The sequence below is a fragment of the Celeribacter sp. HF31 genome, from assembly GCF_011806455.1.
In the GTDB taxonomy this organism is placed as follows: Bacteria; Pseudomonadota; Alphaproteobacteria; order Rhodobacterales; family Rhodobacteraceae; genus Celeribacter.
Map to the genome: position 1 here is coordinate 95,089 of NZ_JAATOT010000007.1, position 26,052 is coordinate 121,140.

Here is a 26,052-nt window from a genome sequence, read left to right on the forward strand (position 1 = left end):
TATAGGTTCGTCGCGCGATATCTACCCGCTTCCAATGCTTCATTTCAAGGTATAAGACCGAAACCCGGACAAGTTAGCGCAGATCAAACGCAGGAAAAGGGATAAATATGGCCGCTCGCATCGCATTTCAGGGGGAACCCGGGTCCTATTCGCATCAGGCCTGCGCCGATGCCCGTCCCGATTTCGAGCCGCTGCCCTGCCCGACCTTTGAGGATGCGATGGAGGCCGTGCGCTCCGGTGCCGCAGATCTGGGCATGATCGCGGTCGAAAATTCGACCTATGGCCGGGTGCAGGACGTCTATCATCTGTTGCCCGATTCCGGTCTGCACATCATCGACGAAACTTTCGTGCGCGTGCATGTGAACCTCTTGGGTCTACCCGGCACGAAGGTGTCCGACATCAAGACCGCCCGCGCCATGTCCGTCCTTTTGGGCCAGGCCCGTGGCTTTATCCGCGACCATGGCATCACGACCGTCAACTGGTCCGACAACGCCGCCGCCGCGCGCTCCGTGAAAGAAGAAGGCAATCCAGAGATCGGAGCCTTTGCATCCGAGCTTGCGGGTGAGATTTTCGGCCTCGACGTCCTCGCGCGTCACATCGAGGACCACAAACTCAACACCACGCGCTTCCTGATCATGGCGCGCGAGCCGAATTACGAACGCCGAGCCGACAAGATGGTCACCGCTTTCATGTTCCGCGTCCGCAACATTCCCGCCGCGCTCTACAAAGCGATGGGTGGGTTTGCGACCAATGGCGTCAACATGACGAAACTGGAAAGCTACATGGTGGACGGCGTCTTCACCGCGACGCAGTTCTACGCCGACATCGAAGGCCACCCGGAGGACGACAACGTCCGTCTGGCGCTGGATGAGCTGCGCTACTTCACGGAAATGGTGGAAATTCTGGGCGTCTACCCAGCCGACCCGCGCCGGACCTGAGACGCCTGTAAACAGGGTTAAAGCGTTTTTCGTTTCATCTGAACCAGATTGAGCGAAAAACGTTGCCAAACCGAATTGATATTACTGCGTTTCAGCGCTTCGGCGCGCCCTGATACTGATCCGACAGGTGTTCGCAGTATTTCTGGACCCGTTTCTCAAAGCGTTTCTGCAGGGTCGCTTTCGCAAATTTCACCGATTGCACCAGGATGCGTGCGGAAAGCGTCTTGGGCCGCACCTCATAGCCGATCGTCACCCGTGTGCGCTGCGGCGACAGGGGCACAAGCTCGGTCTTGACCTCCATGTTCAACCCGCCGGAGACTGCCGTTGCGGTCAGCGCATTCGGCGCGTCGCATTCGACGATCTCGGCATCTAGATCGCGAATCTTGCCGCGAAACGGCACTTTAAGCGTCCAGCCCGCCCCGACATCGCGCGGCTGGTGCGGCGACTTGCGCGCCACCTCAATCCCACGGCGCATGGCCTGACGTTCGAGCCCTTCGAAATCCGTGAAATGTTCGAAAACGAACTCTGCCGGGGCTTCAATGTCCTGACGCGTCGAGAATTTCATGCCTGCTCACCTGTTACCTTCCGCAGATAGGTTATTCCGTTATTCCCAATCATCCGCAAGCCACTTGGCCATCAGAACCTGCGCGATGGCGCCTTTTCTTGCGGGGGCAATCTCCGGGTGTTGCCCGGCCATCGCTTGGGCAAGCTCTTCGCGCCGCACCCAGCGCGCATCCTCGATTTCGACCGGGTCGACGATAATCTCCGTGCTCTCTGCCTGCGCGCGACAGCCCAACATCAGGGACGCCGGGAAGGGCCAGGGCTGGCTGGTGACGTAAGAAACCTTGCCGACACGCACCCCGGCCTCTTCAAAGACCTCGCGCCGCACCGCCGCTTCGATGGGTTCGCCCGGTTCGACAAACCCGGCCAAAAGCGAATACATCCGCTCCGGCCAGTTGGCGTTGCGGCCCAAAAGGACAGAATTGCCACGTGTCACCAGCATGATCACCACCGGATCGGTGCGCGGGAAATGCGAGGTCCCGCAAGCGGAGCATTCTCTTTGCCAGCCCCCTTGCGACATCTCCGTTTTGGTCCCGCAAGCGGCACAAAATCCGTGGCTGCGATGCCATTCGAACAGCCCCCGTGCCGTGCCCGCCATCTCCGCCTCAAGCGGCGTCAGCGTCGTCATCACCGCGCGCAGGTCTTGGAATGTCAGCCCGTCCAGCTCCTTGAACACCACGCTTGCGCTCGACCATGGCGAGGGCTGTACAGCATCCGCTTCGGTGGCCAAGGGCTCGAAGGCACTGACATCACGAGCAAAAACCGGCTGACCGCTGGGCAAAAGGCCAAGAAAAAGCTCCTGCGCCTCAGCCGACACGAATGCATCCGCGCCGCGCAGCGCCAAGGCGCCCTCCGCATCCGTCGGCACATGCCCGCGCCAGATCGGCATCACAAGCGCATCCACCTGACCCCGCATCACGTCGGCCTTGGCCCGCAAATGCGCGGCCCTGTTCAATTCTCCGCCCGCGAGCGGCACCAAATCCTGTTTCATGTGATTGGCTTACGCCCGGTTGCCTATCTGGACCAAGACACCCTGACGTCTCGGCAATCGCGACACAGATTTTCTGTTGCTATTTTGCGACAAAAGTTAATAATACAACTTAAAGTTGCGTCCTTAGCTCAAATGGCAACCCAAAATGGATTGCCTGACATGATTGTATTGGTAAATTCGAGAGTGTCACATCTTTGTCTTGTGACCGGCTGATGGTCGCATCACCCTGTAGTCAGGCACCGTTTCAAGACATGGAGTAGTCAGATGAACCATCTGAAAAAACACATAAATCGCCGAGGCTTTCTGTCCGGCACAATCGCAGGAACTGCTTTGATTGCTCTTCATCCCTTTTCGGCCCGCGCCAGCGCCAATCAGGCGCATTTGCGGATCATGGAAACCACGGACCTGCACGTCCACGTGTTTCCCTATGACTATTACGCCGACAAGCCTGTAGATACGGTCGGCCTCGCCCGCACCGCCGCGCATATCAATAACATCCGTGTCGAGGCGACCAATGCGATGCTTCTGGACAATGGCGATTTCCTGCAAGGCAACCCGATGGGCGACTTCATCGCCTATGAACGCGGCATGAAAGAGGGCAATATGCACCCCGTCATCACCGCGATGAACACGCTGGGGTTTGACGCCTCGACCTTGGGCAACCACGAATTCAACTACGGCATCGACTTTTTGATGAAGGCGCTGGCGGGCGCGAATTACCCGGTGATTTCCGCCAACGTCGTCAAGGAAATGGGTGCCACGCCCCGCGACGACGTCACGCTTTTGCCGCCCTATGTGATCCTCGATCGCGAGATCACCGACGGCGCGGGCGAGACGCATCAGATCAAGATCGGTCTCATCGGCTTCGTGCCGCCGCAGATCATGATGTGGGATCGCAAGAACCTCGAAGGCAATGTGAATGCCCGCGATATTGTCGAGACCGCCCGCGCTTATGTGCCCGAGATGAAAGAAAAAGGCGCCGATCTCATCATCGCGCTGAACCACTCCGGCATTGGCTCCGCCGAGCACACCGAAGGCATGGAAAACGCCTCCGTGCCGCTCGCAGAAATCGACGGTGTCGATGCGCTTTTGACCGGCCACTCGCACCTCGTCTTCCCCTCGCCAACCTATGACGGCTACGCCGCCGTCGACAGCCAAAAGGGCCTGATCCATGGCAAGCCTGCCGTGATGGGCGGCTATTGGGGATCGCACCTCGGTGTCATGGATTTGCTTTTGGAATATGAGGGCGGCGCATGGCGTGTGGTGACCAGCGAAGTCGAGACCCGTCCGATTTCGCGCCGCGAAGAGGACCGTTCGATCACGCCGCTGGTGGAAAGCGTCGAGCCTGTGCTGGCCTCCGTCGCGGACATCCACGACCAAACGCTGGCCTATGTGCGTCGCGCTGTCGGCAAAACCAACGCGCCTCTGCACTCTTACTTCGCCCTCGTCGCCGATGATCCGTCGGTGCAGATCGTCTCCAACGCCCAGCTTTGGTACATCAGCGAGATGATGCAAGGCACGGAACACGAAGGCCTGCCGATCCTCTCCGCCGCCGCGCCCTTCAAGGCCGGTGGTCGTGGAGGCCCGGAATATTACACCGATGTCGCGCCGGGCGATGTGGCGATCAAAAACGTCGCCGATCTCTACCTTTACCCGAACACCATTCGGGCTGTGCGCATCAATGGCGTCCAACTCAAAGGCTGGCTTGAGCGCTCCGCCGGCATGTTCAATCAGGTCGAGAGGGGCGCGACAGATGCGGTTCTGCTGAACCCCGACTTTGCCTCCTACAATTTCGACGTGATCGACGGGGTGGACTATCAGATCGACATCTCGCAACCGTCGCGCTTCACCTCAAGTGGTGAGCCGCTGAACCCCGACGCCTCGCGGATCGTGAACCTGACCTTCAACGGCGCGCCCGTGACCGACGACATGGAGTTCATCGTCGCCACCAACAACTACCGCGCAGGCGGCGGCGGCACCTTCCCCGGTGCCGATGGGTCCACGGTGATTTTCGAAGGTCCCGACACCAACCGCGACATCATCGTGCGCTATATCGTCGAACAAGGCACCGTCAATCCGACCGCCGACAACAACTGGTCTCTGGCCCCTCTCGGCGACACCACCGTGTTGTTCGAAACCGGCCCTGCGGCCCGCACGCATCTCTCCGATCTCAAAGGCCTGGCCATTGAGGACGCGGGCGAAGGCGCCGACGGATTCGCCCAATTCCGCATCACGCTCTGAGCCGATCTGGTCCAATTGCGCGCATTTCGAGAAAGCGGCCGCATCTTGTGGCCGCTTTGTTGTTTACCAAATGGGCAAATAAAATTTTTCCGCCACTTTTTTACGCAGGCGTTAAGGTTGTATACATGATTGTGAACCTCAATCTCGCAGGCGCCCGAATGGCACGCCATTCTGAGCCGGAACGACACAGAGGATTTTTCAGGGGAAATGAATGTTCTATAAATCCATCACCACCATGGCCGCCTTCGCGCTGAGTGCAAGTGCCGCCACCGCCGAGACCGCGATGCCTTTCGCGCTCGACTGGAAATTCGAGGGCCCCGCTGCCCCCTATTTCACCGCGCTGGAAAAAGGCTATTTTTCCGACGTCGATCTGAGCGTTGAAATCTCCGCAGGTCAGGGCTCGCTCGACGCCATTCCGAAAGTCGCCACCGGCGCGTTTCCGGTCGGCATGGCGGACATCAACAGCCTCGTGAAATTCCTCGACCAAAACCCCGGCGCGCCGGTCATCGGCATGATGATGATCTATGACGCGCCCGCATTTGCCGTGGTGGGCCGTAAATCGCTGGGCATCGAAACCCCGAAAGACCTCGAAGGCAAAATCCTCGGTGCGCCGCCGCCGGATGGCGCCTGGGCGCAATTCCCGATCTTTGCTGCCGAGAATGATCTCGACATGGACAAGATCACCGTCGAGCCGGTCGGTTTCCCGACCCGTGAGCCGATGCTCGCCGAGGGCAAAGTGGACGCCGTCACCGGCTTCAACTTCTCGTCCTTCCTGAACCTCGTGCGCCTCGGCGTGCCGGAAGATGACATTTCGACGATCATGATGTCGGATTACGGGGTGAACCTTTACGGCAACGTGTTGATCGTGAACACCGATTTCGCCGCCGAGAACCCGGACGCAGTCAAAGGATTTGTCTCTGCCGTGACAATGGGTTGGAAAGACGCGATGGCCGATCCGAAGGCCTCGGTCGAATATATGATCAAGTACAACCCGGCCTCTGATCTGGACCTGGAAACACGCCGCCTCGAATTGGCGCTCGAAGGCAATGTCTACACCGACTACGTCGCCGAGCATGGCATGGGCGGCATCGACGCGGAACGTTTTGAGGGCTCTTTGGAGCAGCTCAAAATGGTCTACGAGTTCAATGCGGACCCCGACGCGAGCCTCTACTTCACCGAAGAGTACCTGCCCGCCGCTGACGCGCGCATGCTGAAGTAATCGACCGCGAAGACTTTGGCGGGCGCGGGACCTCAAAAAGGCTCGCGCCCGTTTTCATGCGGGCAAAAAGAGCGGACAGAATGGCAAATCTCATAGATATCAAAGGCGTGACCCACGCCTACAAGACCGACAACGGCCCCCTGCCCGTTCTCGACGACCTCAACATTTCCGTCCCCGAAGGCGATTTCTGCGCCGTGGTCGGCCCGTCGGGCTGTGGCAAATCCACGCTGACGAGGCTCATCGCCGGGCTGATGAAGCCGGATCAGGGCGAAGTTTGGCTGCATGGTGAGCGCGTCACCAGCCCGCGCTCGACCGTCGGCATGGCGTTTCAGAATCCTGTGATGCTGGAATGGCGGACGATCCTTCAGAACGTGTTGCTGCCGCTGGAGATTGTGCCGAACAAGATGACGAAGAAACAGAAAGAGGAACGTGGGCGCGAGCTTTTGGCGCTTGTCGGCCTTGAGGGGTTCGAGGACAAACGCCCCTCCGAACTTTCGGGGGGCATGCGTCAGCGGGCCTCTTTGTGTCGCGCTATCGTCCACAAGCCCGACGTGTTGATCATGGACGAACCCTTCGGCGCGCTTGATGCGTTTACCCGCGAAGACCTCTGGCAAACCATGCATGCGCTGCGTGCAGAGGAGCCCTTCACCGGCGTGCTGATCACCCACGATCTGCGCGAAAGCGTTTATCTCGCCGATGAGGTCATCGTGCTCTCAGGCCGGCCGGCGACGACGCAGCATGTGGAGAACGTCAAACTCGACGGGCGCACTGATCTTGAGGTGATCTACACCCCCGAAGCGACCGAGATTTTGCACCGTCTGCGCCACCAGATCGAGATCGCGCAAGGGCGTGCAAAAGACGAGGAGGCAGCCTAATGAAAACCTTCCGCAAGATCGCCACACCGACCCTCGCCATCCTCATCTTCCTCGCCTTTTGGGAGTTCATCGTCTGGGTGAACCAATGGCCGAACTATAAAATGGCCTCCCCCTCCGACCTAATCCCGGCCTATACAAAGTATTGGAATCTCTTCCTGATTTACGGCTGGCAAACCCTCTGGCGCACCGTCGTCGGGCTTTTGGTTGCCGTCGTCTTCGGCACCTTGATCGGCATGATCATGGGCTTTTCGCGCACCATGCGTGACGCGCTTTATCCGCTTTTGGTGGGCTTTAACGCCATTCCGAAAGCCACCGTTGTCCCCGTGATCGCCCTCATCCTGATTGGCCAGCACGATCTGAACACCGTGCTGATTGCCTTCATGATCTCGTTCTTCCCGATCTCGGTCGCGGTCTCCATCGGCCTGTCGACTTTGGAGCCGGAATATCGCGACATCCTGCGCTCTCTCGGCGCGTCGAAATGGACGATTTTCTGGAAGATTGCCCTGCCGAAAACCCTGCCGGAATTCTTCGGTGCGCTGAAGGTCGCGGTGACGCTCGCCTTCATCGGCACCAACCTGATGGAGATCGTCGAGCCGCACGGCAAAGGCCTCGGCCACCTGTTCGACAGCGGCAAGATCAACGCGGATTATCCGCTGATGTTCGCGGTGCTGATCGCTTTGGCCTTCCTTGGCATCCTGCTCTACTACATCGTCGTGGCGCTGGAAAAAATCTTTGCCGGTTGGGCGGAACGCCCACAGGGATAAGATCAAAAGGGGCGCCGATCTGGCGCCCCTTCTCATTCTGCGTGAAACGTTCAGAGCTGACGTGTCGCGAAGTACCAATCCACGACCTTCTGCCCTTCCGGCGCCTCGGCCAGTTTCGCCTGCGCGGCAGCGGCAGTCGGCGGGGTCGGCACAATCACCGCATCCCCCGGCTTCCAGTTTTCCGGCATCGCGCATTTGTTCTCATCGGCAGCTTGCAGCGCCACCACGAGGCGATGGATCTCATCCACGGAGCGGCCCGCGTTCATCGGGTAATAGACCATGGCGCGCAGGATGCCATTCGGGTCGATGATGAACGTCGCCCGCACCGCCGCCGTGTCCGAGGCCCCCGGCTGGATCATGCCATAAGCATGCGCAACCTTCATCGACAGATCGGCGATGATCGGGAATTTGATCTCGACGCCCCAGTTTTCCTTGATGTTGAGCATCCAGGCGATGTGGGAATAATGGCTGTCGATGGACAGACCCAAGAGCTCGACCCCCATGGCATTGAACTCATCCTGTTTGTTCGCAAAGCCGATGAATTCCGTGGTGCACACGGGCGTGAAATCCGCCGGGTGGGAGAAGAGGATCAGCCATTTGCCTTTGTAGTCGTCGAGGGTTTTCACCCCATCGGTGGTCAGCGCCTCAAACGCCGGGGCAGGTTTGTTCAGTTGCGGGCCGGTGATGGTTTCGATGTGATCGGTCATGTCTTTGTCCTTTGTTTTATTGGTGTTTTTCGTTCCAAGGCGTCGCCGCCCTTTCGATGACACAGAGATAGACCTTGCGAATTCATTGTTGAAACGAATAAAAAAGATCAAAGTAATTGAGAAATTCGATCAATGATTCTGCCCACCCTGCGCCAGCTTCGCTTCCTCACCGCCCTAGCCGATGAGCTACATTTCGGTCGTGCCGCCGAGCGTTGCTTTGTCACGCAATCAACCCTCTCGAGCGGCCTCAAAGAGCTCGAAGACATCCTCGGCGCGACCATCGCCGAGCGCACCAAGCGCAGCGTTTTGATGACTCCGCTGGGCGAAGAGATCGCGGCGCGCGCTCGCGTGATGCTGGCCGAGGCGCAGGACATGGTGGAGCTGGCACAAAGCCAATCCGGCACGTTGCGCGGCACCTTGAAACTCGGCACCATTCCCACAGTAGGACCGTTTCTCTTTCCCCGCCTCTTGCCGCGCCTGCGTCAGGACTACCCCGATCTGCGGCTTTATATGCGCGAAGAGCTGACCGAGAACCTGATCTCGGGGCTGCGCGCCGGGCGGCTGGATGTGATCCTGATCGCACTGCCGTTCGAGACCGGCGATCTGGAGATGGAAAGCCTGTTCGAAGACGATTACCAACTTGCCACAGCGCCAGGCCATCGGCTGATGTCCGACCGCCCGATCGGTGGGCCAGATTTGGATGATGAGACGCTTTTGCTTTTGGAGCGCGGGCACTGTCTGCAACGTCACGCGCTGTCGGCCTTCCCGGAGAGCCACGCGAAACAGGATGAAACCTTTGCCGCCACTTCGCTGCCGACTCTGGTCGCCATGGTGGAGGAAGGCCTCGGCATCACGCTGTTGCCGCAGCTGGCGATTGACGCAGGCGTGACACGCAACACCGACATCCACCTGACACCGCTTTTCGGCACCAAACCGCGAGAAGTGGTTCTGGCCTGGCGCAAAAGCTCGGCGCGAAGCGCGGACTTTCACCGTCTGGCGGAGCTTTTGCGCGAAGAGCGCACCCGCCTGTCCTCCTGAACCGCCCTCTTGCGAATCCAGAGCATGACGACTATGTAACGCGGTGAGAGGTTGGCGCGGGCGAGCGCCTCGCCAACCCGGTCAGGTCCGGAAGGAAGCAGCCGTAACGAGCCCCGCTTGGGTCGTTGTCCAGCCTCTCACCTGAACCTTAACTGCATGCCGAGGAGGAAATTGATGATTGTCGTGACCGCCCCTCGGGCAGCCGCTTAAGGCCTATTCCCATCATCGGACTGCCCGAAACCGTTCCCTTCCGCCGCTCGTTCGGCGCGGAAGCCCTTTCGCGTTTTGCAAGGCAGACCAATGACATCTAATCTCCAAACTCTCGGCTGGTCCCAGTTTTTCAACGGCCAGCTCGATCTCACCGAAGTCGAATCCCTCACCCCCGTGCGCCTCACTGAGGTGCGCCGCCGCTCCGTCGTGGCGTTGACGCCCGAGTTGGAGCGTCGGGAAATCGCGCTCACTGGCGATCACGTGGCGACCGACATGGCCGTCGGCGATTTCGCCCTCACCGATGGCGAACGGCTCATCCGCGTGCTCGACCGAAAAACGGTGATCTCCCGCAAAGCTGCAGGCGTCGCGGCCCAAGCCCAATTGATCGCCGCCAATATCGACACACTGTTCATCACCACCTCCTGCAACCTCGATTTCAACGAAGCGCGGCTGGAACGCTACCTCGCCATCGCGATTGAGGCAGAGGCCACGCCGGTGATCGTCATCACCAAATCCGACAAGCCCGAAGACATGCCCGTCGAGGTCTATGAGGACCGTGCCAAGGCCCTCTACGAGGGCGCCGAAGTCCTCTTGATCAACGCCAAATCGCCCGCCGACATCGCCCGGCTTGAAACCTATTGCGGCACGGGGCAGACGATTGCTCTGGTCGGCTCGTCTGGTGTGGGCAAATCCACCATCGCGCGCGGCCTCACAGGCGAAGACATCGAGGTCGGCGACATTCGCGAGGACGATGCCAAAGGGCGGCACACAACGACGGCGCGCTCGATGCACCGGATGCACGCGGGCGGTTGGCTGATCGACACGCCGGGGATGCGGGAACTGGCGCTGCATGACGCGTCTGAAGGCATCGCGACGCTGTTCGAGGACATCACCGATCTTGCCACCGCGTGCAAATTCTCCGACTGCCAACACCAGACCGAGCCAGGCTGTGCCGTGCGCCGCGCGGTGGAGGCCGGAGATCTCGATCCGGACCGTGTCGAGCGCTGGCGCAAGTTGGTGGACGAGGATACGCGGAACTCCGAGACCATCGCGGAAGCCCGCGAGCGGGGGCGGAAATTCTCCAAAATGGTGAAAACCACCATGAAGGCGAAAAAGGCCCGACGCGGCGAGTGAGCCGCTCTGAATTGAGGTTGCGGGGAGAGGTCCCCGCCCTTACCTTAGAGCGGAACACAGAAAAGGGCCCTCGCATGACCGACACCACCACCGGCTACAAGGTACTGGCGCGCAAATATCGCCCGGAAACCTTTGTCGATCTGATCGGTCAGGACGCCATGGTGCGGACGCTCAAAAACGCCTTTGCCGCTGACCGGATCGCGCAGGCGTTCATCATGACCGGCATTCGTGGCACCGGCAAAACCACGACGGCGCGGATCATCGCCAAGGGCATGAACTGCATTGGCCCCGATGGCACCGGCATGCCGACAACAGACCCCTGTGGCACCTGCGAACATTGCGTGGCCATTTCCGAAGGGCGTCATGTCGATGTGATGGAGATGGACGCCGCCTCGCGCACGGGTGTCGGCGACATTCGTGAGATCATCGATTCGGTGCACTACCGCGCGGCCTCGGCGCGCTATAAAATCTACATCATTGACGAGGTGCACATGCTCTCCACGAGTGCGTTCAACGCGCTCCTGAAGACCCTCGAAGAGCCGCCCGCCCACGTCAAATTCATCTTTGCCACGACCGAGATTCGCAAAGTGCCGGTGACGGTGCTGTCTCGCTGTCAGCGGTTCGATCTGCGCCGGATCGAGCCGGAGGTGATGATGAACCACCTCGCCGGGATTGCCGAAAAGGAAGGCTCGGAGGTGGCGCAGGACGCGCTTGCCCTGATCACCCGCGCCGCCGAAGGCTCGGTGCGCGATGCGCTGTCTCTCTTGGATCAAGCCATCTCTCATGGCGCTGGCGAAACCACCGTCGATCAGGTTCGCGCTATGCTGGGCCTCGCAGATCGCGGCCGTGTGCTCGATCTCTTCGACATGATCATGGCGGGCGATGCCGCAGGCGCGCTTGAGGAATTGGGCGGGCAATATGCCGATGGCGCCGACCCTCTGGCCGTACTGCGCGATCTGGCGGAAATCACCCATTGGGTGTCGGTGATCAAGATCACGCCCTCCGCCGCCGAAGACCCCACCATTGGCCCCGACGAGCGCGCGCGTGGGCTTGAAATGGCCGAAAAACTGCCGATGCGGGTGATGTCGCGCATGTGGCAAATGCTGTTGAAAGCGATCGAAGAGGTCTCCGCCGCCCCCAACGCGATGATGGCCTCTGAAATGGCGATCATCCGGCTGACCCATGTTGCCGACCTGCCGATGCCGGAAGATCTGGTGCGCAAACTCAATGAACAAAACCCGCCGCCCAGACCGCCCTCCGGTCCGGCGGGTGGTGGTGCCCCTGCAGGTGGGGGCACGACGACACATGCGCAAAGCACATCCATGGCCCCACGCGGTCCCGTCCATGGCGCAACCATGAGCTCCGGGGCGGCGACTGCCCCCGCACAAGCCCCCGATCTGGCGCTGTCACGCTTCGTGAGCTTTCAGGCCGTCGTCGATCTCGTCGGCGAGCATCGCGACATGAAGCTCAAGATCGACATGGAAACGCATATGCGGATCGCCAATTTCCGTCCAGGTTTCATCGAATTCGAACCGGCGGGCGAGGCTCCTGCGGATCTGGCCCAGCGCCTGCAAAGCCGCCTTTTGGCCTTTACCGGGCACCGCTGGGCGGTGACCATCGCCAAAGCGCCCGAAGGCACACAAACCATTCGCGAGATTGACGAAGCCGATCAGCGCGCGCTTGAGGCGGAGGCGAAACAGCATCCCGTGATTGCGAAAGTGTTCGAACTTTTCCCCGATGCGAAAATCTCCGATATTCGCACCCCGGAAAAAATTGCCTCTGAGGCCGCCACTGAGGCGCTTCAGGAAGTCGAAGATGAATGGGACCCGTTCGAAGAGTGAACGCGGCCCGCATGATTTAGGAGAAACGTGATGTTGAAAGGCCTCGGTGGCCTCGGCGATATGGCCGGGATGATGAAAAAAGCCCAGCAAATGCAAAAGGATATGGCTGAGCTTCAGGAAAAGCTCGACACCATGACCGTGGTGGGCGAAAGCGGCGCGGGTCTGGTGAAAGCCACGGCGACCGCCAAGGGCAAGCTCACGGCGCTGGACATTGATCCGTCGATTTTCCATCCCGATGAGAAAGAGGTGGTCGAGGACCTGATCCTCGCCGCGATCAAGGATGCCCAGGCGAAAGCCGCCGAGAAATCCGAAACCGAGATGAAATCCCTGACCGAGGGCCTTGGCCTTCCGGCCGATTTCAAGATGCCGTTCTAAAAGGTGAGCGGACGGCAGGACATCGAAGATCTGATCGATCTCATGGCGCGCTTGCCGGGGCTTGGACCCCGGTCGGCGCGGCGTGCCGTTTTGCACCTGATCCAGAAACGCGGGCGGTTGATGCAACCTCTGGCGCAGTCCATGCAACAGGTCGCGGACAGCGCGCGCGAATGCCTGCGCTGCGGCAATATCGGCACCGGCGATCTCTGTGACATCTGCGTGGACGAGCGCCGCGCCAATGGCGAATTGTGTATTGTTGAGGATGTCTCCGATCTTTGGGCGATGGAACGCGCGGGCGTGTTCAAAGGCCGCTACCATGTGCTGGGCGGGACGCTCTCGGCGCTCGATGCCATCGGGCCGGAGGAGCTGCGCATTCCCCTGCTGGTTCAGCGCGTGGCCGATGAACAGGTGCGCGAGGTGATCCTTGCGCTTGGCGCCACCGTCGATGGCCAGACGACGGCGCATTACATTTCCGACGAATTATCAGGGCGCTGCGAAGTCAGTTCTCTGGCCCAAGGTGTACCTGTCGGGGGCGAGCTTGATTATCTCGACGACGGCACGATCACCGCCGCGCTCACGGCCCGCAAACGCCTCTAAAACCTTATCTGATAACAAAAAACCCGAAGCCGAGGCTCCGGGTTTGGTTTTTCCAAAGGAGGCGCCTTTTAGGCGTCGTCGTCCTCGTCATCCGAATCCGGCAGGTTGAAGAAGCTGTCGGCATCCGGCACGCTCTCGTCGCGCTCATCCTCGTCGTCTTGCGACAGGGAGAAGGTCTCCAACCCGGAAATCGCGGTCGGCATTTTCGGCTCATCGGCATCCGCCGTCAGCGAATCCTCGGTGGACAGAAGCTTGCGACGTTCGTCATCCGTCATATTGGCGGCGATGTTTTTCGCAGCTTTCTGAACGGCGGCATCCAGCTCTGTCTGTTTGCACAGACCCAGAGCCACCGGGTCGATCGGCTGCATGTTGGCGATGTTCCAGTGGGTGCGTTCGCGGATCGACTGGATCGTCGGCTTCGTTGTGCCCACGAGTTTCGCAATCTGGCCGTCAGACAATTCCGGGTGGAATTTCACCAGCCAGAGGATCGAATTCGGACGGTCCTGACGTTTCGACAGCGGCGTGTAGCGCGGGCCACGACGTTTCTCTTCGCCCTGAGCGGCCGCGTTGAACTTGAGTTTCAAACGGTGCATCGGGTTTTCTTCCGCCGTTTTGATCTCTTCGGCAGTCAATTGATTGTTCGACACCGGATCGAACCCACGCACGCCGCCCGCGACGTCCCCGTCGGCGATGCCCTGAACTTCCAGCTCATGCAGACCACAGAAATCGGCGATCTGTTTGAAGCTCAGCGTGGTATTGTCGACCAGCCAAACAGCGGTGGCCTTTGCCATAATCGGTTTTGCCATGGGTCACACTCCTTAAAAATGCGGCTCTCCCCGAATACACCTTTCCCGTCGCCTCAAAGGGCTTTCCCCGGCTGGGGACGGTTCTCGTTGTCGGGGAACTTGGCGGCTGTATAGTGCGGATCGAGAAAAGAGGAAAGAGAAAATGCGTCACCGCATCGTGAGTGCCCTTGTGGGGTTTGGACTTTTGACTGCCGCGCCCGGTTTCGCCGACGGCGAGCCTGCGGGGGATTTCGACTATTATGTGCTGTCGCTGTCCTGGTCCCCCACCTGGTGTGCGCTCGAGGGCGAGGCGCGCAATTCGCCGCAATGCGATCAAGACTTCGGCTGGGTGCTGCACGGTCTCTGGCCGCAATACGAGCGCGGCTGGCCGTCTTATTGCAACACCACCGCCCATGATCCGTCAAAACGCGAAACCGCCGCCATGGCCGACATCATGGGCACCTCAGGGGCGGCCTGGTATCAATGGAAAAAACACGGCCGCTGCTCCGGCCTGTCCGCGCAAGATTTTCTCGCACTGTCCCGCGAAGCCTACACCCGCATCACCCGACCCGAGGTGTTTCGCACCCTCAAGAACGACGTCAAACTCCCGGCTTCCGTTGTCGAGGACGCCTTTCTCATGGACAACCCCGGAGTTGAACGCAACGAAATCACCGTCACCTGCAAGGCCTCGCGCATCCAAGAAGTCCGCATCTGCCTGACCCGCGATCTGGAGCCACGAAAATGCGGCACAGATGTCATCCGGGACTGCACGCTGGACGATGCGCTTTTTGAGGCCATAGACTGAGTATTTCGGCTGCAATGAAAACAGCCTTTGCCTTCATTGCAGCTTTAAATACTCAAATTTCGAGAACGATCTTGCCGATATGCGCGCCGCTTTCCATATGCGCATGCGCTTTCGCAGCGTCATCCAAGGCATAGGTGCTGTCCATCACCGGGCCGACCTGCCCCGCTTCAATGAGCGGCCAGACTTTGGTCAAGAGAGCCGCTGCGATTTTAGCCTTGGCCTCATCCGATTGCGGGCGCAGCGTCGAGCCGGTGAGCGTCAGGCGTTTCATCATCACCTGCGCGAAGTTCACTTCGGCCTTGGAGCCTTGCAGGAAGGCGATATTGACCAAGCGGCCTTCCATCGCCAACGCTTTGATATTGCAGGGGATATAGCTGTCGCCGACCATATCTAAGATAAGATTCATGCCGCCTTCGGATTTCACGACGTCGACGAAATCCTCCTCACGGTAGTTGATCGCGCGCTCGGCACCCAGCCCTGCACAGGCTTTGCATTTCTCATCGGAGCCGGCAGTGGCAAACACCCGCGCGCCAAAGGCCCGCGCCAATTGGATCGCGGTCGTGCCGATGCCGGACGAACCACCGTGGACCAGAAACCGCTCTCCGGCCTGCAAGCCGCCCCGCATGAAGACATTCGACCAGACCGTAAAAAACGTCTCCGGCAGGCAGGCGGCCTCTTTCAAAGACATGCCTTTGGGCACCGGCAAAGCATGCGCCGCAGGGGTCGCGACATATTCGGCGTAGCCGCCGCCGGGCAAAAGCGCGCAAACGTGATCACCAATTCGCCAGTCGCTAACTGCTGCCCCCAGAGCGACAACCTCCCCCGCGCCTTCGAGACCCGGAAGGTCCGATGCACCGGGCGGCGGGTTATAAAGCCCGGCACGTTGCAGCGCGTCAGGCCGGTTCACGCCAGCATAGGCCAATTTGATCACGATCTCGTCGGCTTTGGGTGTCGGCACAGGACGGGTGCAGGGTTTGAGAACCTCCGGCCCGCCTGCTTCGGAAATTTCGATCGCGCGCATCATCTCTGGCAGGCTCATTCAGACGCCCCTCCGGCAGTTTGCGTGCCGCTTTGTGTACCCGGCACATCGTCGCGACCCACACCCGCAGGCGCTTTGACCATCGACAAAACCGCATTGGGCAGCGCGAACATCGCAGACAGCGCCTTATTGCCCCGCACTGTGGCTTTGGCTTTCTCGATCTGCATCACATCATCGATGCGCCGGTCGAGAAAGGCTTTGGTGTCGACAAAGCCTTCGCTGTCATCGCCCAGCCAAAACAGCACGGTCGAGGCGAAGACACCCGACAGTGTCGCGCGTTTCGTGTACCAATTCACATCATTCGAACTGTCACCCAAAGCAGTCCAGATCGCATCCGCCGTTTCCCACACCAGCTTTGTCCCTTCAGCCGCGTAGATCGGCAGGGAGAAAAGCGACATGCCGCGTCGCACCACTTCGCGATCCACCGATTGCAGCCTGATCCACACCGCGTGCGCAATCCGGTCGCGAAACCGCATTTCTGAGAGATCCGCCGCTTCGAGCGCCGCCACCATCTCACGGTCGCCCCGTTTGTGATAAGCCGCCGCCAAATCGACCGATCCACGCGGGGCCGCGACCTTGGCCAGTGCCTCGGACACCCCCGAATCAGTCACGGCAGATGTAAAGGTCTCCGGCCCCCAACCATCGAAAACCACGTGAATCAGCGCCGCATCGAGCAGTTTTTCACGGGTCGGATCGGGATAAGCGGTGGTTGGCATGTCTTTGTCCTCCTTCACGGTCTCGGGCATAGTAGACAAGCTAGGATGACTTTGCTATACGGCCACTTCCTGCAATTTTTGCAAATCTAACTTAGGAAGGTGGTGACACCACATGCAGGTTAGCGTTCGTGACAACAACGTCGATCAGGCCCTCCGGGCTCTGAAGAAAAAACTTCAACGCGAAGGCGTTTTCCGTGAAATGAAGCTCAAGCAACATTTCGAGAAGCCGTCCGTGAAGAAAGCGCGCGAGAAGGCCGAGGCCGTCCGCCGTGCCCGCAAGCTGGCTCGTAAAAAAGCTCAGCGCGAAGGCATGCTCTAAGAGCGAGTTCGACGTTTCGAACGGTCCTTTTGGGACATTGAACAGATAGACCTCCCGACAGACCTCTGTCGGGAGGTTTTCTTTTGCCGACAGGATATGCGACACGAAAACGGGCGCGAGACACCGCGCCCGCTCCGTCAAAACCTACGCCTCAGATCAGCTTGTGAAATCGGTGATCACCGTCACCCCGTTCACATTGAAATTCGACATATCGTTATAGACATCAATGATCCCCGACAGGTTGGTCGTCGCGGTCACAAGATCACCTGGCTGCAGTTTTTTCGTCGCCACCTGGCTCAAGAGATAGGGGAATTCGCTGCGCGGCATACCGAAAGAGCCGAGGAAGGAGACTTCATCCGCGATGATGCTGTTCACCGTGATCGGAATTTCGCCCTCTTTGCCCATCGGAGTCATACCGATCTGCACCGCGCGGCCCTTGCGCTGGACGCTTTTGAGCGAGCTTTGAAGCGTCGCATTGATGCCCAGCGCATCGATGCTGACATGTGCGCCGCCGTGGGTGATCTCCTTGATCGCCTCGACCGGATCGGTGTCCTTGCTGTTGACCGCATGCACCGCGCCCATCCGCGTGGCGAAGTCGAGCTTGTCCTGCGCGATGTCCACCGCGATGACATTGGCGCCCGCAGCCGTCGCGATCTGAATCGCCGACAGACCGACACCACCCGCGCCATAGACCGCGACCCATTCGCCGGGCTTGACCTGACCGACGCTGAGCACACCGTGATAGGCGGTCATGAAACGACACCCCATACCAGCGGCCTGTTCAAAGCCGACCTCTTCCGGCAGCGGAATAAGGTTGAAATCGGCGACCGGCACGTGGGCATATTCCGCGAAGCCGCCATTGTAGGTGAACCCCGGCATGGTCTGATTGTCACAAACGTTGGAATGGCCTTCGAGACAATGATGACAGGTGCCATCGCCACAGGTAAAGGGCACGACCACCCGGTCACCCACCTTGACCTTGTGCACGTTCTTGCCCACCGCTTTCACGATGCCGCTCATCTCATGCCCGCCGATCATCGGCAAAGGCGCGAGAAATCCGGTCCACTCGCCTTTCCAGCCATGCCAGTCGCTGCGGCAAATACCACAGGCTTTCACCTCCACGATGGCCCCATCATCGGTCAGCTCAGGCTCAGGAACGTCTTTGATTTCAAGAGGTTCATTGAAGGCGGTCAGAACTGCTGCTTTCATTTTGCATATCCTTTCTTGCGTCGCATCCGCCCCCTCCTCTCAGGATTGGCCAGAAATTCGACAGCACAGGTTACACCAAAATCTGCGGCGAAAATTTGCACCATTCCCATGGAGGGAAGACGGTTTATGCGATGCAGATGGTGATCCTTTTTCTGCGCAGGACCACGTCGCGGCACATGCAAACAGGCACGACCTGTCTCAGTTCCGAGACAGGTCGTGCGGTAGTATTCTAAGAGATCGAGACGTCGTCAGGCGCCGCCTTTTGTCAGATCAGCCTTTACGGCGCGGCGTGGCATCGCCCCCGCGTGCGGGCGGCTTGCCGCCTTTGCGATGCGGTTTCTTGCCTGCCGGTTTGGAGCGATCGAATTTCGGCTTCTCGAACTTGGCCTTGGGCTTACCCGCCCCAGCCGGAGCTGCGCCACTTCCAGAGCCCCCGCCCACACGCGGTTTGCGCGCAGGCTTCGCGGGCGCATGGACCGCATCGTCGCGTTCCCTGCGCGGCTTTTTCTCATAGGGCGTCTTGGCGGCGGGCTTTTTGTCGAACGACCGCTGCGGACGCTCCTGCCCCTCGAGATACTCCTGCGAAGAGACATTCCCACGCGGTTTGTCAAAGCGCTTCTTCGGCCCACCTTTACCGGGACGCCCCGCAGGGCTTTGACGCGGTGCAAAGGCCGGTGCGCCGGGCAGAGCAGTCACGGTGATCTCGTCTTCGAGCGACGCATCGGGACCGAGGTGGTCCATGAAGCCCGTCAGAGCCGACTCTTTCAGCTCCACAAAGGTCTCATCGTTCTCCATGCGGATTTTGCCGATCTGGGCTTTCTCCAGATTGCCCGCCCGACACAAAAGCGGCAAAAGCCAGCGCGGCTCGGCGCGCTGGTTACGCCCGACAGACAGCGACACCCAGGCCGACGGGCCGAACTCGGCGCGCGGGTCTTGCGGGCGTTTCGCGGTGTGGACGTTCAACTCCTCAGGCGCGGACAGACCCGCACGATAGAGACGCAGACAAGCGACCGCGATCTGTTCCGGGGAGAAACGGTCGTGGAGTTTTTCGGCGAATTGCAGCTCACCTTCCGTCAGCTCCGCCGCCCAGGCCGGATCGTCCATCAAGCGGCTTTCATCGAGCGCGAGGATTTCCTCGGCGGTCGGCGCATATTTCCATTCCGCGTCGATCTTTGCCCATTTCAACAGGCGCGCGGCTTTTTTCGCCACATTGTCCGGCGCGATCAGGGCGGAAATACCTTTGCGACCGGCACGGCCCGTCCGACCGGAGCGGTGCAACAGGCCTTCGGTGTTGGTCGGCAAATCGGCGTGAATCACCAGTTCCAGATTGGGCAGGTCGATCCCGCGCGCGGCCACGTCGGTGGCGACACAAACGCGGGCCCGCCCGTCGCGGAGTGCCTGCAACGCATGGCTGCGCTCGTCCTGGGACAGCTCACCGGAGAGGCTCACGACGGCAAAGCCACGGTTGGCGAAGCGTGCGGTCAGACGCGCCACAGCGGCACGGGTGTTGGCAAACACGATAGAGGTCTGGCTGTCGTGATAGCGCAGCAGGTTGATGATCGCGTGCTCTGCGTCGCGCGGCGCACATTGGATCACCTGATAGGAAATGTCGCTGTGCTGTTCGCGCTCGCTGATCGTGGTCACGCGCACGGCATCGCGTTGATAGGTCTTGGCAATTTCGGCGATGGATTTCGACACGGTGGCAGAGAACAACAGCGTGCGACGGTCCTCGGGCGCTTCGCCCAGCATGAATTCGAGATCTTCGCGGAAGCCCAAGTCCAGCATCTCGTCGGCTTCATCGAGCACGATGGCGCGAATGTCCGAGAGGTCCAACGCACCACGCGTGATGTGATCGCGCAGACGGCCCGGCGTCCCGACCACGATATGCGCGCCGCGCTCAAGGCTGCGGCGTTCGGTGCGGGCATCCATGCCGCCGATACAGGTCGAGATGCGCACCCCGGTCTTGCCGTAAAGCCACTCCAGCTCGCGGGCCACCTGCATCGCCAATTCGCGTGTCGGTGCGATTGCCAGAGCCAGCGGGCTTCCGGCATGATCGAACCGTTCGGCGTCGCCCAAAAGCGTCGGCGCGATGGCGAGACCGAAGCCCACGGTTTTGCCCGACCCCGTCTGGGCCGACACCAAAAGATCCGCCTCCGCAAGCTCGGGGGCGGTGACGGCGGTTTGCACGTCGGTAAGTGTGTCAAAACCGCGCTCGGCGAGCGCGTCGGAAAGGGGCGTCAGCATCAGGGGAAAATCCGTATGGGCGCCAAACACAGGCGCAAGATAGCGCCGTTTAACGGGTTTGGGCGTGGGAGTCTACAGAAAGCCGCATGGGGGATGGGGCCGCAAGCCTCGCGATATGAGTATTTTCACCACGGAAAAGATCAGGTGGGCCAATTGTCGCGCATTCTTATCGGGCATTAAGGTTAATCAGATTAAGGTTAATGCGAGGGAGTGCGCGCATTAAGAGGCGATCAGGCCTCTGCGGCTTCGATCTCGGCCCATTCCTCATCCGTAAACACCCGAGAGCGCGACAGAAAACAGGTGCCGCGTCCGGTATCCAGAGAAAATCCCGCGCCATGACCGGGGCCTGCGTCCAGGATCATCTGGCTGTGCCGCCAAATCTCGAACAGGCTCTCGGAAATCCAAACCGGCGCGCCTGCGACCTCGCCCAGTTTGATGTCACGCGACCCGATCAGGTAATCACCGTCTTTGTAACACATCGGCGAGGAGCCGTCACAACAGCCCCCCGACTGCACGAACATCACTGGGCCATGGTCCGCAACAATCTCATCGAGAAGGCTGCGGGCGGCGTCTGTGATCGTCACACGGTCGAGGGGCATTGTGTCCGGCTTTCAAAAGCGGGGCATATGCGCACCCAAGGGGGGAGGAGGTATGCGCATATGCCCCGGGATAAGCCCGGTCAGGATAATCCCTGAACTGGGCTTAGCGGAGGCTGGATTTAGAAGAAGCCCAGCTTGTTCGGGTTGTAGCTCACCAGCATGTTCTTGGTCTGCTGGTAGTGGTCGAGCATCATCTTGTGGTTCTCACGACCCACACCCGACTGTTTGTAGCCACCGAAGGCCGCATGCGCCGGGTAAGCGTGGTAGTTGTTCACCCAAACACGACCGGCCTGAATATGACGCCCGAAGCGGTAGCAGGTGTTCATATCGCGCGACCACACACCGGCACCGAGGCCGTACATGGTGTCATTGGCGATATGGAGCGCTTCTTCTTCGTCCTTGAAGGTGGTCACGGAGACAACCGGGCCAAAGATTTCCTCTTGGAACACACGCATTTTGTTGTGGCCTTTGAGGATCGTCGGCTGGACGTAGTAGCCGCCCGAAAGCTCACCGTTGAAGCGGGCTGCATCGCCGCCCACGAGAACTTCGGCGCCTTCTTCGCGACCGATGGTCAGGTAGGACAGGATTTTCTCCTGCTGCTCAGAGCTCGCCTGTGCGCCGACCATGGTTTCGATGTCACGCGGATCGCCTTGTTTGATGGCTTTCACACGGGCAATACACCGCTCGATGAACTCTTCGTAGATGTCTTCCTGAATGAGCGCGCGGCTCGGGCAGGTGCAGACCTCGCCTTGGTTGAAGGCGAAGAGCACGAAGCCTTCGACAGCCTTGTCGAGGAAAGCATCGTCTTCGCGCATCACGTCGGAGAAGAAGATGTTCGGGGATTTGCCGCCAAGCTCAAGCGTCACCGGAATGAGGTTCTCGGTGGCGTATTGCATGATCATGCGCCCGGTTGCGGTCGAGCCGGTGAAGGCGATTTTCGCGATGCGCGGCGAACGGGCCAGCGGCGCACCCACTTCGGCGCCATAGCCGTTGACGATGTTGAGAACACCATCGGGCAGCAGGTCGGCGATCAGCTCCATCATCACCATGATCGCGGCAGGGGTCTGTTCCGCCGGTTTCATCACGATGCAGTTGCCCGCAGCCAGAGCCGGCGCAAGTTTCCATGCCGCCATCAGGATGGAGAAGTTCCACGGAATGATCTGGCCCACGACGCCCAGCGGCTCGTGGTAGTGATAGGCCACGGTGTCCGCATCGATCTCGGACATCGAGCCTTCCTGACCGCGCAGCACGCCGGAGAAGTAGCGGAAATGGTCAACCGCCAGGGGAATGTCGGCGGCCATAGTTTCCCGAATCGGTTTACCGTTGTCCCAGGTCTCAGCGGTGGCGATGATTTCGAGATTCTCTTCGATACGGTCCGCGATTTTCAACAAAAGGTTGGAGCGTTCCGTCGCGCTGGTCAGGCCCCAAGCGGTTTTCGCAGCATGGGCGGCGTCCAGCGCCAATTCGATGTCAGCCGCATCAGAGCGCGCCACTTCACAAACCGCTTCGCCGGTGATCGGCGTGGTGTTGTCGAAATAGCGACCATTGACGGGCGGGGTAAACTTGCCGCCGATGAAGTTGTCATAGCGGGATTTGAAAGGCGACGCGTATTTTGCGTTGGCTTCGGTTTGTACGTTCATGGGGTCCTCCTCACGTGTTGGCATGACGTCCTCCACGTCAGCCTATGATCCGAAGGTGACCGCTCACTTAACTCGGGTCACCCCCGACTTTAGTAGACGCAGCGCAGCAATGTCTCATCTCTGAGACAGGTGCGTGTCAATTTTCGCCGTTCTCACCGATCCCGAGCCGCTTCATCCGGCGATAGAGGGTTGCGCGTCCGATCCCAAGCTCGCGCGCCGCCGCCGACATATTGCCGCCTGCGCGTGCAATGGCCCGTTTGAGTGCTGCGCGTTCGGCACGTTCGAGGGCAGAAACAGAACTGTCGCGGCCCAAAATGTCAGAGGCCGGACGCGGATCGATCACCGTGCCGAGCCCCAAACCATAGGCCCGACGCGCCGCCCGCGTCGCCCCGATCACGAGATCGTCCTGATCCACGGCCAAAAGCACAGCGCCCTCGGGGCGATCCTCGGGCCCGGCGATGATCCGGGCTTTGGGGAAAGCTGCGCGAAAGGCCTCCGATTCGATCTGTTTGGCGGTTTGCGCCACAACGCCTGAAATCAGGCGGGCGTAGGCCTCCGTCTGGTCGGCGCGGCAGGAGGAGACATCGAGTGCGGCGATCAATTCGCCATCAGGTCCGAAAATCGGCGAGTCCATACAGGACATCGCGGTGTTGCGGCTCATGAAATGCTCATCACGATGAATGATGAGATTGCGGCCTTCGGCGATACAGGTGCCGATGCCGTTGGTCCCCTCAGATTGTTCCGACCAATCGAACCCGGCCCAAAGGCCCCAAGCCTGAAACGTGTCGCTGTCGGCATCTTTCGAGCGCTGGTCCAGAATGACCCCGTCGCGATCCGTCATCAACACGGAACAGCCAGTGTTGCCGACCATCTGGAACAGGTGATCGAGCTTTGGCGTGGCCAGGTCCATGAAGCCTTCGAGCCGCGCGCGACGTTCCTGAATTTCGAGATCGGAGAATCGCTTTGGCTGCGGCGTGCGGGTCGGATCAAGCCCGTGTTTCTTCATCGAGCGTCGCCAACTGGCGGTCAGACGCGTCCCGACCGTGTCTGATTCGACGGTAGAAATGATGTGATCAGCGTGACTTGTGCGCATTTTTCGCCGCCTCCTCCCAAACGCGGCGTGTGTTAGCCTTACCATAGGCAAGCCCGCTTCGACAAATCCCGGATGCGTGAGCCATTCTGATAGGGGTCAAACCGGCAGAGCCGTCGTCTTGAACACCGTGCGCATGGCAAAGGAGGATTGCATCGTCTGAACCCCCGGCAGGCGCACGAGCTGGCGGTGCACCTCGGCGAAATGGTCGGTGTCGGCGGATACCACCTTGAGGATGTAATCCGCCTTGCCGGCCATGAGATGACATTCCAACACGTCCGGCATATTGCGCACGGCCTTCTCGAAAGCGGCCAAAATATCGTCTGCTTGGCTGGTCAGGGTCACCTCGACAAAGACGGTTGCCCGGCGATCGAGATGGCGCGGGTCCAGAAGCGCGACGTAATCGCGGATGATCCCTTCGGCCTCCAACCGTTGCACCCGGCGATGACAGGCGGAGCTCGACACATTGGCCTCCTGCGCCAGATCGGCGTTCGAAATGCGGCCACGCCGCTGCAAAATGCGCAAAATGCGGCGATCTGTGTCGTCGAGCTTGGTCATATTGCGTCTTTCTCCCAACGATACGGCACTTTCGCGCATAATCTTTCACGTTTATTTTTTTACGACAAGTGGCGACGGAAACCGGGAGGGCCAACGTACTATAGATGTGTCCCCGTTGCTGGTGGCCGTAAGGTGCCAGCAAAAAGGCCCGTTGGAGCGATCCAACGGGCCTTTCGTATCAAACGCTTGAGCAAGTCACTTTTTGAGCGAGTCGCGGATCTCGATCAGGATATCAAGCTCGGACGGGCCGGCCGGCACCTCTGGCACAACCTCTTCCGGCTTTTCGGCCAGGGACTTCACCTTGTTGACGTAGCGCACCAGCATGAAGACCACGAAAGCGATGATCAGAAAGTTGATCACGGCCATGACGAAGGAGCCATAGGCGAAAATCGACGCCCCCGCCTCGCGCGCCGCCTCCAAAGAGGTGCCCGGCGCCACATCGCCGGAGATCACGACAAAACGGTTTGTGAAATCGAGACCGCCGGTGAAAATGCCGATGATCGGGTTGATCAGATCGGCAACCATGGATTTGACAATCGCCGTGAATGCCGCGCCGACGATGATGCCGACAGCCATGTCCATGACGTTGCCCTTGGCGATGAACGCCTTGAATTCTTTTAACATTTGGAATGCCCCACACAAATTAGAAAAGTATGCCGTACCTGCGAGAGACGGCTGTGCACATTGCATAGCACAATGGCGCACATGTGCAGCGGTTTTTTTAAACTGCAAAAGCAATAGTTTGGAACCAGACAAATGCCGAACCCGCCTCGTAGGAGACCTGAATGACCCAATCCGTCACCCATCCGATCACTGCCCGCTGGCCCGCCGAAACCCCTGAAAAACTTCAACTTTATTCCTACCCCACGCCAAATGGGGTCAAAGTCTCCATCGCGCTTGAGGAAATGGGTCTCGACTATGAGGCGCATCTGGTGACGCTCGCCGACGCCGATGTCAAAAGCCCGGAGTTCCTCGCCCTCAACCCGAACAACAAAATCCCCGCGATCATCGACCCGAACGGGCCGGAGGGCGCACAGATCGAACTGTTCGAAAGCGGCGCGATCCTGATTTACCTGGCCGAGAAGACCGGCAAGTTCCTCTCGAAAGACCCGAAAACTCGCTACGAGACGATCCAGTGGCTGATGTTCCAAATGGGCGGCGTCGGCCCGATGTTCGGCCAGCTCGGCTTTTTCTACAAATTCGCGGGCGCGAAGATGGAGGACCCGACCGCACGCAATCGCTATATCAACGAGAGCAAACGCCTTTTGAATGTCCTCGAGCAACGCCTCGAAGGCCGCGATTGGATCGTGGGAGACTACTCCATCGCCGACATGGCCATTGCGCCCTGGATCAACGGCCTTGAATTCTACGGCGCGAAAGAGGTTGTGGGCTATCACGAGTTGAAAAACGTACCAGCCTATGTCGAGCGGTTCTATGCGCGCCCCGCGGTGGCCAAAGCCATCAACATTCCGCCGCGTCCCGAATAAGAGCGCGCGTTAGGTCATGGACCCTGCCTGTGTCACCGGATAGCATGTCGGCACATAGAATTTCCGATAG

26 protein-coding genes and 1 other RNA gene are annotated in these 26,052 nt (G+C 59.7%); 14 read left to right on the plus strand and 13 right to left on the minus strand.

Annotation, left to right across the window (positions count from 1 at the left end; genetic code table 11):
* Positions 1-107: 107 nt before the first annotated feature.
* Positions 108-938 (plus strand): prephenate dehydratase, encoded by an 831-nt coding sequence (locus HCZ23_RS15415; RefSeq protein ID WP_167602640.1) that lies wholly within the window; start codon positions 108-110, stop codon positions 936-938.
* A gap of 91 nt (positions 939-1,029) precedes the next feature.
* Here HCZ23_RS15415 and HCZ23_RS15420 read toward each other — a convergent pair whose 3' ends face one another.
* Together HCZ23_RS15420 and nudC are read right to left on the minus strand one after the other, a co-directional pair.
* Positions 1,030-1,503, minus strand: coding sequence for an SRPBCC family protein (locus HCZ23_RS15420; protein WP_167602641.1), 474 nt, complete (start codon positions 1,501-1,503; stop codon positions 1,030-1,032).
* Between the two features lie 39 nt (positions 1,504-1,542).
* Positions 1,543-2,490, minus strand: coding sequence for an NAD(+) diphosphatase (gene nudC / locus HCZ23_RS15425; RefSeq protein ID WP_167602642.1), 948 nt, complete (start codon positions 2,488-2,490; stop codon positions 1,543-1,545).
* A 264-nt stretch (positions 2,491-2,754) separates the two neighbouring features.
* On the opposite strand from nudC, the gene HCZ23_RS15430 reads away from it, so the two are divergent.
* The 4 genes from HCZ23_RS15430 (at position 2,755) to HCZ23_RS15445 (ending at position 7,589) form a co-directional block, all read left to right on the plus strand.
* Positions 2,755-4,731: a bifunctional 2',3'-cyclic-nucleotide 2'-phosphodiesterase/3'-nucleotidase gene (locus HCZ23_RS15430; RefSeq protein ID WP_167602643.1), complete on the plus strand. Its 1,977-nt coding sequence runs from the start codon at positions 2,755-2,757 to the stop codon at positions 4,729-4,731.
* Between the two features lie 211 nt (positions 4,732-4,942).
* A complete protein-coding gene (locus tag HCZ23_RS15435; protein ID WP_167602644.1) occupies positions 4,943-5,950 on the plus strand; it encodes an ABC transporter substrate-binding protein in 1,008 nt (335 codons plus the stop codon).
* 80 nt (positions 5,951-6,030) lie between these two features.
* Complete coding sequence (locus HCZ23_RS15440; protein ID WP_167602645.1) at positions 6,031-6,825, plus strand: ABC transporter ATP-binding protein; 795 nt, start codon at positions 6,031-6,033, stop codon at positions 6,823-6,825.
* Positions 6,825-7,589 carry an ABC transporter permease gene (locus HCZ23_RS15445; RefSeq protein ID WP_167602646.1) on the plus strand — a complete coding sequence of 255 codons (765 nt, stop codon included), beginning with the start codon at positions 6,825-6,827 and terminating at the stop codon, positions 7,587-7,589. The genes HCZ23_RS15440 and HCZ23_RS15445 overlap by 1 nt, the downstream gene beginning before the upstream one ends.
* Before the next feature lie 50 nt (positions 7,590-7,639).
* Here HCZ23_RS15445 and HCZ23_RS15450 read toward each other — a convergent pair whose 3' ends face one another.
* Positions 7,640-8,296, minus strand: coding sequence for a peroxiredoxin (locus HCZ23_RS15450; protein ID WP_167602647.1), 657 nt, complete (start codon positions 8,294-8,296; stop codon positions 7,640-7,642).
* A gap of 132 nt (positions 8,297-8,428) precedes the next feature.
* On the opposite strand from HCZ23_RS15450, the gene HCZ23_RS15455 reads away from it, so the two are divergent.
* From HCZ23_RS15455 to recR, 6 genes are all read left to right on the plus strand, one after another.
* Entirely contained in the window at positions 8,429-9,334 is a 906-nt protein-coding gene (locus tag HCZ23_RS15455) for a hydrogen peroxide-inducible genes activator (protein ID WP_167602648.1), read from the plus strand.
* 44 nt (positions 9,335-9,378) lie between these two features.
* Positions 9,379-9,477: signal recognition particle sRNA small type (ffs, locus tag HCZ23_RS15460), an RNA gene on the plus strand.
* A gap of 157 nt (positions 9,478-9,634) precedes the next feature.
* Positions 9,635-10,678, plus strand: a complete 1,044-nt coding sequence (rsgA, locus tag HCZ23_RS15465) for a ribosome small subunit-dependent GTPase A (RefSeq protein ID WP_167602649.1) — start codon at positions 9,635-9,637, stop codon at positions 10,676-10,678.
* Between the two features lie 17 nt (positions 10,679-10,695).
* Positions 10,696-12,519 (plus strand): DNA polymerase III subunit gamma/tau, encoded by a 1,824-nt coding sequence (locus HCZ23_RS15470; protein ID WP_303048546.1) that lies wholly within the window; start codon positions 10,696-10,698, stop codon positions 12,517-12,519.
* 30 nt (positions 12,520-12,549) lie between these two features.
* Positions 12,550-12,894: a YbaB/EbfC family nucleoid-associated protein gene (locus HCZ23_RS15475; RefSeq protein ID WP_167602651.1), complete on the plus strand. Its 345-nt coding sequence runs from the start codon at positions 12,550-12,552 to the stop codon at positions 12,892-12,894.
* A 3-nt stretch (positions 12,895-12,897) separates the two neighbouring features.
* On the plus strand, positions 12,898-13,491 hold the full coding sequence (recR, locus tag HCZ23_RS15480) for a recombination mediator RecR (RefSeq protein ID WP_167602652.1): 594 nt from the start codon (positions 12,898-12,900) through the stop codon (positions 13,489-13,491).
* A gap of 68 nt (positions 13,492-13,559) precedes the next feature.
* Here recR and HCZ23_RS15485 read toward each other — a convergent pair whose 3' ends face one another.
* A complete protein-coding gene (locus HCZ23_RS15485) occupies positions 13,560-14,297 on the minus strand; it encodes a DUF1013 domain-containing protein (RefSeq protein WP_167602653.1) in 738 nt (245 codons plus the stop codon).
* Between the two features lie 142 nt (positions 14,298-14,439).
* On the opposite strand from HCZ23_RS15485, the gene HCZ23_RS15490 reads away from it, so the two are divergent.
* Positions 14,440-15,081: a ribonuclease T2 gene (locus HCZ23_RS15490; protein WP_167602654.1), complete on the plus strand. Its 642-nt coding sequence runs from the start codon at positions 14,440-14,442 to the stop codon at positions 15,079-15,081.
* Between the two features lie 52 nt (positions 15,082-15,133).
* Here HCZ23_RS15490 and HCZ23_RS15495 read toward each other — a convergent pair whose 3' ends face one another.
* Positions 15,134-16,114, minus strand: coding sequence for an NAD(P)H-quinone oxidoreductase (locus tag HCZ23_RS15495; RefSeq protein ID WP_167602799.1), 981 nt, complete (start codon positions 16,112-16,114; stop codon positions 15,134-15,136).
* Positions 16,115-16,116: 2 nt separating this feature from the next.
* Entirely contained in the window at positions 16,117-16,836 is a 720-nt protein-coding gene (locus tag HCZ23_RS15500; protein ID WP_167602655.1) for a COQ9 family protein, read from the minus strand.
* A gap of 112 nt (positions 16,837-16,948) precedes the next feature.
* Between HCZ23_RS15500 and rpsU the strand changes: the two genes are divergently transcribed.
* Entirely contained in the window at positions 16,949-17,155 is a 207-nt protein-coding gene (gene rpsU / locus HCZ23_RS15505; protein ID WP_058263026.1) for a 30S ribosomal protein S21, read from the plus strand.
* Positions 17,156-17,311: 156 nt separating this feature from the next.
* Here rpsU and HCZ23_RS15510 read toward each other — a convergent pair whose 3' ends face one another.
* The 7 genes from HCZ23_RS15510 to mscL all read right to left on the minus strand — a co-directional run bounded on the left by HCZ23_RS15510 (position 17,312) and on the right by mscL (position 25,119).
* A complete protein-coding gene (locus tag HCZ23_RS15510) occupies positions 17,312-18,364 on the minus strand; it encodes a zinc-dependent alcohol dehydrogenase family protein (RefSeq protein WP_167602656.1) in 1,053 nt (350 codons plus the stop codon).
* A 270-nt stretch (positions 18,365-18,634) separates the two neighbouring features.
* Entirely contained in the window at positions 18,635-20,608 is a 1,974-nt protein-coding gene (locus HCZ23_RS15515; RefSeq protein WP_167602657.1) for a DEAD/DEAH box helicase, read from the minus strand.
* A 230-nt stretch (positions 20,609-20,838) separates the two neighbouring features.
* A complete protein-coding gene (locus tag HCZ23_RS15520; protein ID WP_167602658.1) occupies positions 20,839-21,207 on the minus strand; it encodes a DUF779 domain-containing protein in 369 nt (122 codons plus the stop codon).
* Positions 21,208-21,326: 119 nt separating this feature from the next.
* Entirely contained in the window at positions 21,327-22,847 is a 1,521-nt protein-coding gene (gene adh, locus HCZ23_RS15525) for an aldehyde dehydrogenase (protein WP_167602659.1), read from the minus strand.
* 136 nt (positions 22,848-22,983) lie between these two features.
* Positions 22,984-23,940, minus strand: a complete 957-nt coding sequence (locus HCZ23_RS15530; protein WP_175580912.1) for a GAF domain-containing protein — start codon at positions 23,938-23,940, stop codon at positions 22,984-22,986.
* 96 nt (positions 23,941-24,036) lie between these two features.
* Entirely contained in the window at positions 24,037-24,495 is a 459-nt protein-coding gene (locus HCZ23_RS15535) for an Lrp/AsnC family transcriptional regulator (protein WP_167602660.1), read from the minus strand.
* A 195-nt stretch (positions 24,496-24,690) separates the two neighbouring features.
* Positions 24,691-25,119, minus strand: coding sequence for a large conductance mechanosensitive channel protein MscL (mscL, locus tag HCZ23_RS15540; protein ID WP_167602661.1), 429 nt, complete (start codon positions 25,117-25,119; stop codon positions 24,691-24,693).
* 161 nt (positions 25,120-25,280) lie between these two features.
* Between mscL and HCZ23_RS15545 the strand changes: the two genes are divergently transcribed.
* Complete coding sequence (locus HCZ23_RS15545) at positions 25,281-25,982, plus strand: glutathione S-transferase N-terminal domain-containing protein (RefSeq protein ID WP_167602662.1); 702 nt, start codon at positions 25,281-25,283, stop codon at positions 25,980-25,982.
* The last annotated feature ends 70 nt before the right edge of the window (positions 25,983-26,052 follow it).

Coding starts and splice junctions, on each gene's coding strand:
- HCZ23_RS15500 (WP_167602655.1), bottom strand. CDS start 16,836: ATGCCAACCACCGCTTATCCCGATCCGACCCGTGAAAAACTGCTCGAT.
- HCZ23_RS15445 (WP_167602646.1), top strand. CDS start 6,825: ATGAAAACCTTCCGCAAGATCGCCACACCGACCCTCGCCATCCTCATC.
- HCZ23_RS15475 (WP_167602651.1), top strand. CDS start 12,550: ATGTTGAAAGGCCTCGGTGGCCTCGGCGATATGGCCGGGATGATGAAA.
- HCZ23_RS15545 (WP_167602662.1), top strand. CDS start 25,281: ATGACCCAATCCGTCACCCATCCGATCACTGCCCGCTGGCCCGCCGAA.
- HCZ23_RS15485 (WP_167602653.1), bottom strand. CDS start 14,297: ATGGCAAAACCGATTATGGCAAAGGCCACCGCTGTTTGGCTGGTCGAC.
- mscL (WP_167602661.1), bottom strand. CDS start 25,119: ATGTTAAAAGAATTCAAGGCGTTCATCGCCAAGGGCAACGTCATGGAC.
- rsgA (WP_167602649.1), top strand. CDS start 9,635: ATGACATCTAATCTCCAAACTCTCGGCTGGTCCCAGTTTTTCAACGGC.
- nudC (WP_167602642.1), bottom strand. CDS start 2,490: ATGAAACAGGATTTGGTGCCGCTCGCGGGCGGAGAATTGAACAGGGCC.
- HCZ23_RS15515 (WP_167602657.1), bottom strand. CDS start 20,608: ATGCTGACGCCCCTTTCCGACGCGCTCGCCGAGCGCGGTTTTGACACA.
- adh (WP_167602659.1), bottom strand. CDS start 22,847: ATGAACGTACAAACCGAAGCCAACGCAAAATACGCGTCGCCTTTCAAA.
- HCZ23_RS15510 (WP_167602656.1), bottom strand. CDS start 18,364: ATGAAAGCAGCAGTTCTGACCGCCTTCAATGAACCTCTTGAAATCAAA.
- HCZ23_RS15490 (WP_167602654.1), top strand. CDS start 14,440: ATGCGTCACCGCATCGTGAGTGCCCTTGTGGGGTTTGGACTTTTGACT.
- HCZ23_RS15455 (WP_167602648.1), top strand. CDS start 8,429: ATGATTCTGCCCACCCTGCGCCAGCTTCGCTTCCTCACCGCCCTAGCC.
- HCZ23_RS15535 (WP_167602660.1), bottom strand. CDS start 24,495: ATGACCAAGCTCGACGACACAGATCGCCGCATTTTGCGCATTTTGCAG.
- HCZ23_RS15435 (WP_167602644.1), top strand. CDS start 4,943: ATGTTCTATAAATCCATCACCACCATGGCCGCCTTCGCGCTGAGTGCA.
- HCZ23_RS15430 (WP_167602643.1), top strand. CDS start 2,755: ATGAACCATCTGAAAAAACACATAAATCGCCGAGGCTTTCTGTCCGGC.
- HCZ23_RS15415 (WP_167602640.1), top strand. CDS start 108: ATGGCCGCTCGCATCGCATTTCAGGGGGAACCCGGGTCCTATTCGCAT.
- HCZ23_RS15440 (WP_167602645.1), top strand. CDS start 6,031: ATGGCAAATCTCATAGATATCAAAGGCGTGACCCACGCCTACAAGACC.
- HCZ23_RS15530 (WP_175580912.1), bottom strand. CDS start 23,940: ATGCGCACAAGTCACGCTGATCACATCATTTCTACCGTCGAATCAGAC.
- HCZ23_RS15450 (WP_167602647.1), bottom strand. CDS start 8,296: ATGACCGATCACATCGAAACCATCACCGGCCCGCAACTGAACAAACCT.
- HCZ23_RS15520 (WP_167602658.1), bottom strand. CDS start 21,207: ATGCCCCTCGACCGTGTGACGATCACAGACGCCGCCCGCAGCCTTCTC.
- rpsU (WP_058263026.1), top strand. CDS start 16,949: ATGCAGGTTAGCGTTCGTGACAACAACGTCGATCAGGCCCTCCGGGCT.
- HCZ23_RS15420 (WP_167602641.1), bottom strand. CDS start 1,503: ATGAAATTCTCGACGCGTCAGGACATTGAAGCCCCGGCAGAGTTCGTT.